Raw genomic sequence first — 15497 nt, 5'->3', positions numbered from 1 at the left:
TCGGCGTTCAAGTTAGACTGAATTGCTGCTGTATAGATTAGCTGAAGTGAGTTCAATTACAACTCATCAAAAGCATTAATTGCCTCTGATAGTTTTTTCACTCCGTGGATTTGCATTCCTGGGATACCACCTTTCGGCATATTAGCTGCAGGAACAATCGCTTTCTTAAAGCCGTGTTTAAATGCTTCATTCAAACGTTCTTGCCCGCTTGGTACAGGACGAATCTCTCCCGCTAGGCCTACTTCACCAAAAACTACGACATCTTTAGGTAATGCGCGGTCTCTGAAACTAGAAAGTAATGCCATAACTAATGCAAGGTCAGCACTAGTTTCGGTTACTTTAACACCACCGACGACATTCACAAACACATCTTGGTCAGCCATTTGTAAGCCGCCGTGTTTATGCAGCACCGCGAGTAATAAAGAAAGGCGGTTCTGCTCAAGGCCAACCGCGACTCGACGAGGATTCGCCAATTGGGAGTAATCCACCAGCGCTTGAATCTCAACAAGCAGTGGGCGGGTACCTTCCCATACCACCATTACTGAACTGCCTGACGTTTCTTCTTCGCCACGAGACAAGAATATAGCCGATGGGTTGCTGACTTCTTTTAGCCCTTGGCCTGTCATCGCAAATACACCAAGCTCATTCACCGCACCAAAACGGTTTTTGTGGCTGCGTAATGTTCTGAAACGGCTGTCTGTTCCGCCGTCTAACAAAACTGAACAATCAATAATGTGCTCAAGTACTTTAGGCCCCGCCAGAGTACCATCTTTAGTTACGTGTCCTACTAGGAAAATAGCCACGTTATTCTGCTTAGCAAAACGAGTCAGTGCCGTCGCTGACTCACGAACCTGAGCCACACTACCTGGTGAAGATTGAACATCAGCGACATGCATTACTTGGATTGAGTCGATGACCATGATCTTAGGCTGTTCTTTTTCTGCCACCTGACAGATCTTGTCTACATTGGTTTCAGAGAGCATCTTTAAGTGCTCTTTTGGCAAACCAAGACGTGAAGCACGCATCGCGACCTGCTGTAACGATTCCTCACCGGTTACATATAAAGTAGGAAGTTGAGAAGAAAGTAGACACATGGTTTGTAGCAGTAGTGTCGATTTACCCGCACCTGGGTTACCACCAATAAGAATCGCAGCACCCGGTACCACACCGCCACCAAGTACGCGATCGAGCTCTTTAAAGCCACTACTAAAACGAGGCACTTCCTGTAGATCAATCTCAGACAGGGTTTGAACGCTAGATTCGGTCGCACTACCTGCATAGCCAGTTAATCTCTCATTGCGTGCTACCTGAGGTGAAGCGGCTAACCTAACTTCGGTAATTGTGTTCCAAGCACCACACGCATTGCACTGTCCTTGCCAACGTGGAAAGTCAGCACCACAGTCATTACACACATAAGCTCGCTTTGCCTTAGCCATAAAACCTCAATAATTTACCCAGTTACACAATGATGTTGTCAATTTGTGACTTATTTGACCGTACGGGTGCAAATAAACGTTGCAGTCATACCACTTATATTTAAAGATCGATTTAAACTAGTCGATAACATAAATGTACCGTCCATTCTAACAAGAAAAGTATGCAGCAATCTGAAATTCTATCTGTAGCAGAGCGTCTTATCCCGGCTTATCACGCCGAAGATTTCGAATTCCTTCTTTCTCAAATGACAGAAGGTGAATCGCCGTCTCTGAAACTACTCGTTAAAATGGAACTGAATCGTATCATGGCTCCGTGTACAAAGAGCATTGATTTACGCGGACGTATCGATAATGAGTGTCGTCAATTCACACTCGATGGCCGAAAACACTGGCTCGACGACATCGCTTTAAATGCCTATCAACGTGGTACAAAAAAATTCAAAGGCTACACAGAAGGGGCTTGGGAGCTAGTTATGGCGCCAAGAATTCAGCCTCTGCGTAGTGTGGTTAAAAGTGCGTCTCAAAGTAATCAAGGCATCACCAGTGCCAACAGCCCCTATGAAGCTGAAGCTATAAACCTTGGTTATGACTTAAAGCGTCAAGAGAACCGACTCAAGATAAGCTCACAGGTTGAAATCACCACATCTAAAGGGCAAAGCCTGCACGGTGTTACGATTGATATCTCACCTTCAGGTGCAAAATTCAAAGTACCGAGCGCCTTTCGTTATAACCTAGGCGAGATCATTAGCGTCAAGTTCACTGAATTGGTGGAAAAGTCACTCGAAGCCGATGTAAACCAAGCAGTTGAATTTCGCGTTCTGGGTATTGATGATTCTTATGAAAACGACGCGGTTAAATTCCTAAGAACCATCAAGGTAAGCGACAACAATATTGTGGCTCGTTTGCTCGATGAGTCTTTAAATAGCACCAGTAAGAAAACCAGTCATGAGAACCAAGATAGAATCATTCGAACTCGCACACGAGGTATCGAGCACACCTATCTAAAGCATACTTGTAACCTTCCCCTATTTTTCAGTGGCAGTGAACTCAAGCTCGCCTTGCTTACGGATAACAACCATCCGCTATGGCAATACTGGCACGACGAGCGAAACCAGCAAGCTCTGGGAACTCTGTTCAACGAGCAGCGCATGAACTTACTGGCGAAGCCTGGTGTGAAAGGTACCAGTAATGTTATCTACTCGTTTACTCACGAACATCAAAATAAGACGCTGTTCTATTCGATGATGTTACCTGAAGCGACTCGTGAACAAAGACAACTGTTCTGGCACATTGGTGGTAAGCGTAAAAGCTGGAAGGCATTCAAGTTCTCTGTTTTTGAGTTATCAGAAGCAGAGCGACAAGCTTTAGCTAAGCATTCAGACACCCTAGCGCAAAGCTCAGCACAACTAACACATTGTGGTATCTTGCAAGAGATTGGCGATCACGAAAGTGCCGCGGATTACCTATTGAGTGAAAAGCCTCGAATTCCAAGCAGTGAATTGAATTGCTTCCGTCATCCTCGAGCTGTGGTTGGTAACATACAAAGCATCTACTTTGACTCACAAACTCGACGTAAAGAACCTAGATATCAATTTAAGTCTCCACTGCAGATCACCTCACAAGACGGCGCAGCGGCAAACGGTCACACCTTAGATATCTCGAAGCGTGGGTTAAGCATTACTCTTGAACAGCCGATGATACTCAAGATCAATGACCCAGTGATCGTGAACTTTAATGAGCTGCAGCTTTACGATAAGAACCTGCCATTAAGCACAGTGCCTTACCACGTGATTCGTGTGAGCCCGAATGGCCGCAATGTCCAATTGGTGATTGCTGAAAACGCTAAGACAATGCGCACCATCGCATTCCTAAATGGGCTTATCGATCAAAACCAAAGCAAGCTAATTAAGAAGAGAGAGATACTGCCAACGAACTCCTTGCTTGAGTCGCTGCACAATATTTTGTTGAGCAAGATGGTGAGCACTCCTATCTTCATTGATAAACCAAGCTCTACACTACGCTGTAAGATCATTGGTGTGAATTTCCCGCTGAACAAGCATCTGACTTTATTGGCGAAACTGGGTCACAACCAAAAGTTCTCACTGGAGCCTATCTTTAAAGGCCACACCAACTCACTACTGGCTGAGCCACTCAAGAGAATTGAAGGTGCAGAGCCTAAACACCACGACGTTTATATCGCTGCGGTGAAATTTGGTGACAAAATTCAATCGGTACACACTAAGCTGGTGAAGGACTTTGCCTCGGCAAAAGAAAGAATCTTATTCATTAAGAAAGCGCAGCACCTAGGTGATGTGTATGTACTTCGTGTTACGACAGCACCAATCTTTAATCCATTGACCACCTTGTTCCAATCGGATTTAGAAGAGCTTGCCCGTATAAGCATGCACCAAGCGAAGAAGCTAGAAAACGAGATCACCGCGTTTATCGGTTATGGAGAGATAGAAGACATTACCGACGAAGTATTGATCCGATTAGAGCTGACTCGCTAGTCACAATCCCCCGTAATATCCAAGCACCATAAAATAGAAAAGCAGGCCCTGTGCCTGCTTTTTTGCCTTTGTAATGTCACACGATTAAATAATCATGCTGTTGCAAACCTTTACGGTTTCGCCTGCCAACTGATTTTTTGTTGCTTGGCCAACGCGCCAGACAAGATACACAATACCCCACCCAAGCCAGCATAACGCACAGCCGTTTGAGCTTGTTGCTCGACTTTTGGTTTGGCATGGAAGGCAATACCTAAACCAGCGGCGCCCATCATTACCAAGTCATTCGCGCCATCACCGACAGCCACCGTGTTATGCAGCTCCAGCTCATACTCTTCCGCCAGTTCAACTAAGATATCAGCTTTGGTTTGCGCAGAAACGACATCACCCAACACTTCACCCGTCAATTTACCCTTAACGATTTCTAAAGTATTCGACTGAGCATGGTCTAGGTCTAGCGTGTCTTTTAAGTAATCAGAGAAGTAAGTAAAGCCACCCGATGCGATAGCGGTTTTCCAACTCAGTTTATTAAGCGTGTTCACAAGTCCCACTAAGTCAGGCATGAAAGGCAGTGACTGGCGCACTTGCTCTAGAATCGACTCATCAGCACCTTTCAGTGCTCCAACTCGTTGGCGCAGGCTTTGTTCGAAATCTAATTCACCTTGCATAGCACGCTCTGTGATTTCAGAGACTAATTCACCTACTCCAGCGAGCTTGGCTATTTCATCGATACACTCGATTTGAATCGCTGTGGAATCCATATCCATCACGATCAAGCCTGGCTTAGATAAATCTGGAACTTCACTAAGGCAAGCATAATCAAGCTTCAAAGCTTGTAGGATTTCTTCATGCGCTGGCGTTAGGTTGCCAGACATCAATGCCACTTCGTAATGGCCAACTTTCCACGTATCTAAAATGGTGTTGTAAGTGCCAGTGAAAAAGTCGATGTCGTCGAAAGATTGCGGAGATAGGTACTCGCCGAATACAATCCAGTTGGCTTTAGCTTTAGCGAGTTGAGAAGCGAAACGAGTCTCGGGGAGTCGAGTTAATAACGTGGTATGCCTTTTCATCGGCAGGTATTTCTGAGCGTCCATGTGTATGATTCCTAATTAACTATGCTAAACGTTAACCTATTGCAATTTGAAAACGCAAGTCTCAATATGTCTTAATCATAACATTTGTTTATTTCAGGCCCTGTGAAACATGAATGAATCATTGTTCTCAATACGTAACGCTTTGCGAATGTTAGCCCTCATTTTGTTGGCTACTATGTTCGTCGTTACGATTAAAAATACGGTCGTGATCAGTAAGGGTAACGAAAAGATCCAAGCGAAACAGCTCGAGACACTTACTAAGCTGCTTATCTCTCAGGCTTCCCTTTCAGCCAGCAAAATGATCGCACAACAAGACCAAGAACGACTGCTTGATCTGACCAATCAGCTATCTCAAGATCGACTGGTATTCGATACCACCATCTATGATGCTGAAGGCATTCGCCTCGCTTCGAGCGAAAAGGCGCTGTCAGTGCGTGAGGTGCTTGGCCTAGATACGCCACTTTCAACCGCGAGTATCGGTAGACAGCAGCTAGTAGAGCCAATTTACTCGAAAGAAAACACCATCATTGGTTTTATCCGCGTCACCTTTGAGACAGGTAAAATGACAGCAATATCGGATCACCACTACCGCAAAAGTGATCGATACATGATCGGTATGGTATTGATGGGCTTCGTCAGTGGTGTGCTGTTTATAATGTTGATTCGAAGAAGACCAACCAAATCAGGCGAGAACTTACTTCTGAAGAACGTAAATTCATAAATAGAGCATTTACGTTATCCAATAAAAAGCCCCGAAGCTCAGGCAGCGACGGGGCTTTTATTTATCTGTCGATCTATCTAAGTAGATAAAGCCTTACGCCTCTTGGTCACCAAGAAGCACAGAATCTAATGCAATTACCATCATGTCATTGAAGGTCGTTTGACGCTCATCTGATGTAGTTTGCTCACCGGTTTTGATATGGTCTGAGACAGTACAAATCGTTAGTGCTTTCGCACCGTATTCAGCACAAACGCCGTAGATACCGGCCGCTTCCATCTCTACACCAACAATGCCGTATTTATCCATCACCTCAAACATTTCAGGGTCTGGCGTGTAGAAAAGTTCAGCTGAGAACAAGTTACCAACTTTCACATCAACACCGCGTGCTTTGGCTGCATCTTCTGCCGCGCGAACCATTTTGTAATCTGCAATTGCAGCAAAGTCGTGACCTTTGAAGCGAATACGATTCACTTTAGAGTCGGTACATGCCCCCATACCGATCACTACATCGCGTACTTTGATATCTTCGCTCACTGCACCACAACTACCGACACGAATGATTTTTTTCACACCAAAGTCTTTAATAAGCTCAGTCGCGTAAATCGAACAAGATGGGATCCCCATACCGTGTCCCATTACCGAAACCTTACGACCTTTATAAGTACCTGTGTAACCAAACATATTGCGCACATCACACACTTGAACCACGTCTTCTAAGAAGGTTTCAGCGATGTATTTAGCTCGTAGCGGATCGCCTGGCATTAATACAACGTCAGCGAACGCACCCATTTCAGCATTAATATGTGGAGTAGCCATTGAAAATATCCTTAATCTCAAAACAAAAAAAGAAAAGAGAGGTTTCCCTCTCTTTTATTCATTACCAATTATAGAAAGCTTGCACCGTATTCCATTGGCGATGTACCAAAGTAAGACGCTAAGCTTTGGCCGATGTCAGCAAACGTATCGCGACGGCCTAAAGAACCTGCAGGAACCTTTTTACCGTAAACAATCACAGGGATATGCTCACGAGTATGGTCTGTACCTGGCCATGTTGGATCACAACCGTGGTCAGCAGTAAGGATAAGTACATCATCCTCTTTCATCATATCGATGATTTCATTGATACGACCATCGAAGTACTCAAGCGCAGCAGCGTAGCCTGCAACATCACGGCGGTGGCCGTAAGCTGAGTCAAAATCAACGAAGTTAGTGAAGACGATGGTGTTATCACCTGCTTCATTGATCGCTTCTTTAGTCGCTTCAAATAGCGCTGGGATACCCGTTGCTTTTGTTTTCTGAGTAATACCACAACCAGCGTAAATATCAGAGATCTTACCGATTGAGTGAACATTACCGCCCTTCTCATCAACAAGCTTCTGAAGAATCGTTGCTGCAGGTGGCTCAACTGAAAGGTCACGACGGTTACCAGTACGTTCGAATTGACCTTTACCTGGGCCAATGAACGGACGCGCGATGACACGACCGATGTTGTACTCTTCCAACTCTTCACGAGCGATCTGACAAAGGTCTAGCAAGTTTTGCAGGCCGAATGTCTCTTCGTGACACGCAATCTGGAATACAGAGTCCGCAGAAGTGTAGAAGATTGGTAGGCCAGTCTTCATGTGCTCTTCACCTAGGTTATCTAGGATCTCAGTACCAGATGAGTGGCAGTTACCTAGGAAACCAGACAAACCTGCACGCTCAAGAATGCGATCAGTAAGCTCTTTAGGGAAGCTATTCTCTTTGTCGGTGAAGTAGCCCCAGTCAAACAGTACCGGTACACCCGCGATTTCCCAGTGACCTGATGGCGTGTCTTTACCAGAAGACAGCTCAGCAGCGTGACCGTAAGCACCAATGATTTCTGCGTCTGCATCCATACCAGGAGCAAAACGACCTGTAGACTCTTTGTGAGCCATCGCTAAACCTAGTTTAGACAGGTTTGGTAGCGTCAGAGGGCCTTGACGATCGGCATTGTCAGCAAGACCTTTATCACAATGGTCTGCGATGTGACCCATAGTGTCTGAACCTACATCACCGAATTTGTCTGCATCCGCTGTCTCACCGATACCGAATGAATCTAAAACTAAAATAAATGCTCTTTTCATTTTCTTCACCAACTTATTGCTCTTTGCACCAGCGCTTTTGATTATCGGTATACGCGAGGTATACCGATAGCGGTTATTTACACGTCTTCAGAACGAATCTGACGGTAAACGTCTGGTGTTGCTGTATATTCTCCGCCCACAGTGATTGCATTTTGTAATGCCGTTGCAGCTTCTTGCCACTGTTGTTCGTTGCGAGCATGAATCATTGCTAATGGTTTCTCATCGCTTGCCACTTCGCCAAGACGAATGAAGCTATCGAAACCAACTGCGTAATCAATGCTGTCCGTTGCTACGCGACGACCACCGCCCATACCAACTACAGCCATACCAATTGCACGAGTATCCATTGCTGATACCACACCGCTTTCTAGCGCGTACACTGGTTTAATAATTTCTGCTTTTTCTAGGTAGTTATCGTAGTTTTCTACGAAGTCTGCTGGACCACCAAGGCCCGCTACCATTTTACCGAAGCACTCTGCTGCTTTACCGTTATCCAGTACTGCCATCAGTTTTTCGCGCGCTTCTTCTGAATCTTTTGCAAGGTTGCCAAGTACTAGCATTTCCGCACACGATGCCATCGTAATTTCTAGCAAACGTGGATTGCGGTATTCACCCGTTAGGAATTGAACCGCTTCACGAACTTCTACTGCGTTACCCGCTGAAGAAGCAAGAACTTGGTTCATGTCCGTTAGGATTGCTGTTGTTTTAGTGCCAGCACCGTTTGCTACTGCAACGATAGATTTCGCTAGCTCTTCAGACGCTTCGTAAGTCGGCATGAATGCACCTGAACCTACTTTTACGTCCATCACTAGAGAGTCTAGGCCAGCAGCTAGTTTCTTAGATAGGATTGAAGCCGTGATTAGCGAGATATTGTCCACAGTTGCTGTGATATCACGAGTCGCGTAAACACGCTTATCAGCAGGCGCTAAGTCACCTGTTTGACCGATGATAGCAACACCCGCATCTTTAGTTACTTCACCGAACACATCGTTGGTTGGTGTAATGTTGTAACCAGGAATAGATTCAAGCTTGTCTAGCGTACCGCCAGTGTGGCCAAGACCACGACCAGAGATCATTGGAACGAAACCGCCACATGCTGCCACCATAGGGCCAAGCATCAGAGAAGTTACGTCACCAACACCACCAGTAGAGTGTTTATCAACGATTGGGCCATCAAAGTTCATGTGGCTCCAGTCGATTACCATGCCAGAGTCACGCATTGCACACGTTAGTGCGATACGTTCTGGCATTGTCATTTCGTTGAAGAAGATAGCCATTGCGAATGCTGCAATTTGACCTTCAGAGACCGTGTTCTTAGCTACGCCTTGAATGAAGAAGTTAATTTCTTCAGCTGTTAGGACTTCACCGTCACGTTTTCTGCGAATAATTTCTTGAGGTAGATACATTAGTGCCTCCCAAACTCTAGTGAGTATGGTTTGTAGGGAAAAGAGGTAATATGGAGTGACTTAACGTCACTCCATCAAACAGACTTGTTATTTTCAATACTCTAAATATTTGGCGTTGCAGCTAGACGACCAGTGAGTTCATTCCTATGAGCATAGAGGCTCTATGTGATTAGGATGAACTTACGCAGTCAACAACGCTGCGGCGCCAAATATGACGAGTAAATTAGTATGCTGCTGGATCAGCAGTCTGGTCTGTCACTTCTAATGTATTAAGAAGGTTAGTTAGTAGGCTTGAAGCACCAAAGCGGTAGTGCATGTTGTCTGCCCACTCAGCACCTAGTAGCTCATCAGCCATTGCTAGGTATTGTGCTGCATCTTCAGCGGTACGTACGCCACCTGCAGGTTTGAAACCTACAGTTTTAGCTACGCCCATGTCACGGATAACTTCTAGCATCATGCGCGCGTACTCTGGAGTCGCGTTTACTGGCACTTTACCTGTTGAAGTTTTGATGAAGTCAGCGCCTGCTTTGATACAAATCTCAGATGCTTTCTTGATCAGTGCTTCTTCTTTAAGTTCACCAGTTTCGATGATTACTTTCAGTGTGATGTCGCCACATGCTTCTTTACACTGTTTAACTAGCTCGAAACCTACTTCTTCGTTGCCAGCGATTAGAGCGCGGTATGGGAATACTACGTCTACTTCGTCTGCACCGTATGCTACTGCTGCTTTTGTTTCAGCAACTGCGATTTCGATGTCATCATTACCATGAGGGAAGTTAGTTACAGTCGCAATACGTACTTCTGGAGTACCTTGCTCACGCAACGCTTTCTTAGCTGCTGGGATAAAGCGAGGGTAAATACAGATTGCAGCTGTGTTGCCTACTGCAGTCTTCGCGTCGTGACAAAGCGCTACAACTTTTTCAGTTGTGTCGTCGTCATTTAACGTAGTTAGGTCCATAAGTTTAAGTGCACGTAGAGCTGCTGCTTTTAAATCGCTCATTTCTATCTCCGATCAATATATTCAAATAGTTAACTACTTCGCCCTCCATCCAGTATAGATGGATATTTTAGTAATGCTCAGTAGTCACAAATGAACGGACTTGGTTCCCTGAAGACTTGATAACTTTCGCTATCAATTGCAATCCTTGTCACCGCACAGTACCAGTTTGGTCTATGGCACAACAAATCAGTCATGTTGTGTCTAACATCTATAGCGTATCGCTAAGTTTGGCTTAATCCCAGAAGAATAACTGCGAACGAATCCAAGCGGTTACTTTCTTGCCAACAAGAGACATCCTATCCCTTGAGCCTATACATTATAGGTATCCATTAATAAATTGTAGTGCTCCTTAGAACGCAAACGGTTTGTATCTCAAAAAAACATTCTAGGCCCACCATCGAATCAAACTGATATTCAGGTTCAACAGGCCTAAAAACAAAAAAGCCCCGCAGCAATTTCTTGCTACGGGGCGATATTAAAGTGGCGTCTATATAATCTAATCTACTTAATTAGAAAGATAGGAAGAAGCCAGCAATTGTTGCTGCCATCAGGTTAGATAGAGTACCAGCAATAACCGCTTTAACACCCATACGTGCGATGTCTTGGCGACGGCTTGGTGCAATACCACCTAGGCCACCTAGTAGAATCGCAATAGAAGAAAGGTTTGCGAAACCACATAGTGCGAATGCGATGATAGCTTGAGTCTTCTCAGACATCACTTGACCAGTCGCTGCAACAACTTGAGCGTTTTCACCAACGTATGGTACGAAGTTTAGGTATGCAACGAATTCGTTAACAACTGTCTTCTGACCAATGAAAGAACCAGCAATAGTTGCTTCTTCCCATGGAACACCAATGATGAATGCTAGAGGTGCGAAGATCCAACCTAGAAGAAGTTCTAGAGTTAGGTTTTCCATACCGAACCAACCACCGATGCCACCTAGGATACCGTTGATTAGAGCAATTAGACCGATGAATGCTAGTAGCATTGCACCAACGTTTAGAGCTAGTTGTAGACCAACTGATGCGCCGCCTGCTGCTGCGTCGATAACGTTAGCTGGCTTGTCGTCGCCGCCGTCGATATCGTCAGCGATGTTGTCGTCTGGCGTATCTGTTTCAGGCTTGATGATTTTAGCGAATAGTAGACCACCAGGTGCTGCCATGAATGACGCTGCAACTAGGTACTCTAGAGGAACACCCATAGATGCGTAACCCGCTAGTACACCACCAGCTACAGATGCTAGACCACCACACATTACTGCGAATAGTTCAGAGTTAGTCATCTTAGGAACAAATGGACGAACAACTAGAGGAGCTTCTGTTTGGCCAACGAAGATGTTTGCTGCTGCAGACATTGACTCGGCGCGAGAAGTACCTAGAGCTTTCTGAAGACCACCACCAAGAACTTTGATTACAAGCTGCATTACACCAATGTAGTAAAGTACAGAGATAAGTGCAGAGAAGAAGATCAATGTTGGTAGAACTTGGAAAGCAAAGATGAAACCGATACCGTCAACAGAGAAGTTAACTAGGCTACCGAATAGGAAACCAGTACCGTCTTTACCGTAGTCGATTACGTTTGCTACACCAGCAGAGAAACCTGCAAGCAAATCACGACCCCAAGGGATGTAAAGTACGAATGCACCAAGTGCGAATTGGATAGCGAATGCGCCACCCACCGTTCTAAAGTTAATAGCTTTGCGGTTGTCAGATAGTAGTACTGCGATTGCAATCAGTACAACCATACCGACTAGGCTCATAAACAGGCTCATAGTTTATGACTTCCTTATTAGTTATTTATTGGCGTGTTACAAAATGGGGCTATAAAGCGGGGGCAATTATACTCATGCGACCACTAATAAAGTAATGCCGCCCTCACACTTTCGTAGAAGATTCATGTACCATTCACACGCAAATGTGACTCAAATCACAATAGAGATGCAATTTACGCAAACGATAAACAAAAACATTAGATTTTATTCACATATACCGAATGCGCGATGGCTATTTTGCCAAATTTGCGCTGCAATCGATTGCTTTGGCTCTTTTCTAAGCAAAAAAAGTTCATTTGATATCGTAACTAAATGTTTGGAATGATTAACATTTCCTTGGTTTCCATAGGTTGGCATATCCGGTGCATCGGTCTCTAACACCAAGCTTTCAAGCGGCAACTTAGCGATAGTTGTGCGTGTTTTTTGCGCTCTTGGGTAAGTTATCGTTCCGCCAACGCCAATATAGAAACCAAGCTTAATCCAAGCCAAAGCTTGCTGTTCACTTCCAGAAAAACCGTGAATTACCCCACCTAAAGTAAACTTGTGCTGCTTTATTAGCTGAATAAGGCGGTTGTAAGACTTCCTTTCATGGATAATCAGAGGCAAATCAAACGCCTTGGCAAGCTCCATTTGTTGGATGAAAAAGCGCTCTTGTTTCTCCTGTTCCACATCCACAAAAAAGTCCAATCCACACTCACCAATGGCCACACACTGACGTGTTTTTAAAGTGAGTAATTGATGAAGTTCTTCAAATTGCACCGTATCCGCTTGCTCTAAAAAGTAAGGATGGAAGCCTAACGCGTAGTAAACATTGGGGTGAGATTGCGCAATTTTCTCAAGCTTATGCCAGTTGTTTTGACCGATAGAAGGGATGAGTAACTTCTCAACTTGGGCCTGTTTTGCCTCTTTGATATACCCATCAATGCTCTGCTCATGGGAAAGACCTTGCTCAAACGCCTCAAAGTCCGCGTGGCAATGTGTATCAAATAGCGGAAAGTCACTTGTTTGCTGTGTCATCTGTCCCACTCTCAGCTTGCTGCCCTTGAGGATCTCTACGATAAGGTACACAGCTACGCTTGTTTTCAGGCGTTAGCCCAAGCTCTTCACACCACTGATCGTATTTCCTAACCCAAACTTTTATCCAACCGAACATATTTACCTCATGTCTTTAATCAATGCTTACGAAAAACCAATACATAAAGCAAATCACTAAAATTACACATACAAATCGCACCAATGCTCAATAATCAACCCAAAAGCAATAAAAGCATAAATCAAATTTATACATCAACACTAGCTAGCTATATTGTTGAAAATCTCATCAGAACAAATAATAGCCGCACTTGCCAAGGAGGCACCAATAGCAAGACGCCTAATTAAACGACGAGATCCTACATTATGAAAGCATCACTCTTAGCCATTTCAATTTCTAGCGTGTTAGTTGCACCAGCTTTTGCTACTGCTCCTCAAGTCAACGTAGAGCTAGCAAATCAGCAAACCCTTCAGCTTATTGATGGACAAATGAAAGCGGTTGATGCTTCTGTTCAGTATAAGTTAAACGAACAATACACGAATGCAACTCCAGGTACGACAGCCACAATCGATGATGTTACTTACGAAAAACAATCTAACGGCACTTGGGCTGCTGTTGGTGCGGCTTCGGCTGCGTTGGTAGCAGGGCTGTTAAGTAGCAGTTCAAGCTCTGATGGTACCAAAGAACCTCAAACACCAACGTTGCCAGTTGAGGCAACACCTGATAACGAGCTACCTATCTCTCCTTCTATATCAAATCCAATTGAACGTGAGCGCCCGATTGTTGATAAACCAATTGGCAATGCGCCTGAGTTTGGTGGTGACCGACCTGAGTTGGAAGAGCCAACAAAACCTGGTTACAACGGTATCGAATTCGACCGAGTAAGTGATTCGGTGATCAATGTAACTAAGAATGGTGTCCCTGTTGGCTCTATGTATAACTCCGATGGTGACTGGTACTACCGAGCTATTGGTGGCGAGCCTATCCGAATTTCAAAAGACCTTATTCGTCCGATTATCGATAAACCAATTGGCAATGCGCCTGAGTTTGGTGGTGACCGACCTGAGTTAGAAGAGCCAACAAAACCTGGTTACAACGGTATCGAATTCGACCGAGTAAGTGATTCGGTGATCAATGTAACTAAGAATGGTGTCCCTGTTGGCTCTATGTATAACTCCGATGGTGACTGGTACTACCGAGCTATTGGTGGCGAGCCTATCCGAATTTCAAAAGACCTTATTCGTCCGATTATCGATAAACCAATTGGCAATGCGCCTGAGTTTGGTGGTGACCGACCTGAGTTAGAAGAGCCAACAAAACCTGGTTACAACGGTATCGAATTCGACCGAGTAAGTGATTCGGTGATCAATGTAACTAAGAATGGTGTCCCTGTTGGCTCTATGTATAACTCCGATGGTGACTGGTACTACCGAGCTATTGGTGGCGAGCCTATCCGAATTTCAAAAGACCTTATTCGTCCGATTATCGATAAACCAATTGGCAATGCGCCTGAGTTTGGTGGTGACCGACCTGAGTTAGAAGAGCCAACAAAACCTGGTTACAACGGTATCGAATTCGACCGAGTAAGCGATTCGGTGATCAATGTAACTAAAAATGGTGTCCCTGTTGGCTCTATGTATAACTCCGATGGTGACTGGTACTACCGAGCTATTGGTGGTGAGCCTATCCGAATTTCAAAAGACCTTATTCGTCCGATTATCGATAAACCAATTGGCAATGCGCCTGAGTTTGGTGGTGACCGACCTGAGTTAGAAGAGCCAACAAAACCTGGTTACAACGGTATCGAATTCGACCGAGTAAGTGATTCGGTGATCAATGTAACTAAGAATGGTGTCCCTGTTGGCTCTATGTATAACTCCGATGGTGATTGGTACTACCGAGCTATTGGTGGTGAGCCTATCCGAATTTCAAAAGATCTCATTCGTCCGATTATCGATAAACCAATTGGTAATGCGCCTGAGTTTGGTGGTGACCGACCTGAAATCGACGCCCCTGCGAAGCCAACTATTTCTGCTGATTTAGAAGGTGACAACATTGTTGTAACGGTAAATGGCAAATCTCAAACGACTGACTATACAGCAGAAGCTGATGATCGTGGCATCGTTCATATCAAAGATCGTCATGGAAACATTGTAGGTGAAGGCTACATAGACGAAGTAAATGGAACAGTCACTTTTGGCAACGGTATTGTTGTAAATGACCGAGGTGATGTGACACTTCCTCCTACGGTTAAAAATAACGTAAAAGACAAAGTCCAATCAATCGACCCAGCTAAGTTACAGAAAGCGAAGTCAGCTATTCAACAACGTTTGCGCGGCTAATAGTTAGTCCGAGTAAAACCATGCCTGTCACCCGGTAATCGTAAGCTCGATTATCGGGTGTCACTTATCTTGTTAGCTAAG

The 15497-nt window shown here is 44.7% G+C and carries 12 protein-coding genes; 3 read left to right on the top strand and 9 right to left on the bottom strand.

Going from position 1 to position 15497, the window contains the following annotated elements; translation table 11 throughout:
- Nucleotides 1-56 precede the first annotated feature (56 nt).
- Complete coding sequence (gene radA / locus L0991_00915) at nt 57-1436, bottom strand: DNA repair protein RadA (GenBank protein XGB62645.1); 1380 nt, start codon at nt 1434-1436, stop codon at nt 57-59.
- Between the two features lie 161 nt (nt 1437-1597).
- On the opposite strand from radA, the gene L0991_00910 reads away from it, so the two are divergent.
- On the top strand, nt 1598-3946 hold the full coding sequence (locus L0991_00910; GenBank protein ID XGB62644.1) for a PilZ domain-containing protein: 2349 nt from the start codon (nt 1598-1600) through the stop codon (nt 3944-3946).
- 110 nt (nt 3947-4056) lie between these two features.
- On the opposite strand, the gene serB is transcribed toward L0991_00910, so the two are convergent.
- A complete protein-coding gene (gene serB, locus L0991_00905) occupies nt 4057-5037 on the bottom strand; it encodes a phosphoserine phosphatase (GenBank protein XGB62643.1) in 981 nt (326 codons plus the stop codon).
- Between the two features lie 109 nt (nt 5038-5146).
- Here serB and L0991_00900 point away from each other — a divergent pair, with 109 nt between their 5' ends.
- Nucleotides 5147-5758, top strand: a complete 612-nt coding sequence (locus L0991_00900) for a YtjB family periplasmic protein (GenBank protein ID XGB62642.1) — start codon at nt 5147-5149, stop codon at nt 5756-5758.
- A 93-nt stretch (nt 5759-5851) separates the two neighbouring features.
- Here L0991_00900 and deoD read toward each other — a convergent pair whose 3' ends face one another.
- The 7 genes from deoD to L0991_00865 all read right to left on the bottom strand — a co-directional run bounded on the left by deoD (nt 5852) and on the right by L0991_00865 (nt 13194).
- Nucleotides 5852-6574 (bottom strand): purine-nucleoside phosphorylase, encoded by a 723-nt coding sequence (deoD, locus tag L0991_00895; protein XGB62641.1) that lies wholly within the window; start codon nt 6572-6574, stop codon nt 5852-5854.
- Between the two features lie 68 nt (nt 6575-6642).
- Nucleotides 6643-7863, bottom strand: coding sequence for a phosphopentomutase (locus tag L0991_00890; GenBank protein ID XGB62640.1), 1221 nt, complete (start codon nt 7861-7863; stop codon nt 6643-6645).
- Between the two features lie 77 nt (nt 7864-7940).
- On the bottom strand, nt 7941-9269 hold the full coding sequence (deoA, locus tag L0991_00885) for a thymidine phosphorylase (protein XGB62639.1): 1329 nt from the start codon (nt 9267-9269) through the stop codon (nt 7941-7943).
- A gap of 223 nt (nt 9270-9492) precedes the next feature.
- Complete coding sequence (gene deoC / locus L0991_00880; GenBank protein XGB62638.1) at nt 9493-10269, bottom strand: deoxyribose-phosphate aldolase; 777 nt, start codon at nt 10267-10269, stop codon at nt 9493-9495.
- 509 nt (nt 10270-10778) lie between these two features.
- On the bottom strand, nt 10779-12041 hold the full coding sequence (locus tag L0991_00875) for a NupC/NupG family nucleoside CNT transporter (protein XGB62637.1): 1263 nt from the start codon (nt 12039-12041) through the stop codon (nt 10779-10781).
- 204 nt (nt 12042-12245) lie between these two features.
- Nucleotides 12246-13058 carry a TatD family hydrolase gene (locus L0991_00870; protein XGB62636.1) on the bottom strand — a complete coding sequence of 271 codons (813 nt, stop codon included), beginning with the start codon at nt 13056-13058 and terminating at the stop codon, nt 12246-12248.
- On the bottom strand, nt 13039-13194 hold the full coding sequence (locus L0991_00865; GenBank protein ID XGB62635.1) for a DUF5363 domain-containing protein: 156 nt from the start codon (nt 13192-13194) through the stop codon (nt 13039-13041). Before L0991_00865 ends, L0991_00870 begins: the two co-directional genes overlap by 20 nt.
- Before the next feature lie 245 nt (nt 13195-13439).
- Here L0991_00865 and L0991_00860 point away from each other — a divergent pair, with 245 nt between their 5' ends.
- On the top strand, nt 13440-15416 hold the full coding sequence (locus L0991_00860) for a hypothetical protein (GenBank protein XGB62634.1): 1977 nt from the start codon (nt 13440-13442) through the stop codon (nt 15414-15416).
- The last annotated feature ends 81 nt before the right edge of the window (nt 15417-15497 follow it).

This window comes from Vibrio chagasii, from assembly GCA_041879415.1.
GTDB lineage: Bacteria > Pseudomonadota > Gammaproteobacteria > Enterobacterales > Vibrionaceae > Vibrio.
The sequence above is the reverse complement of the archived record's forward strand: the minus strand, read 5'-3'. Positions and strand labels throughout refer to the sequence as shown.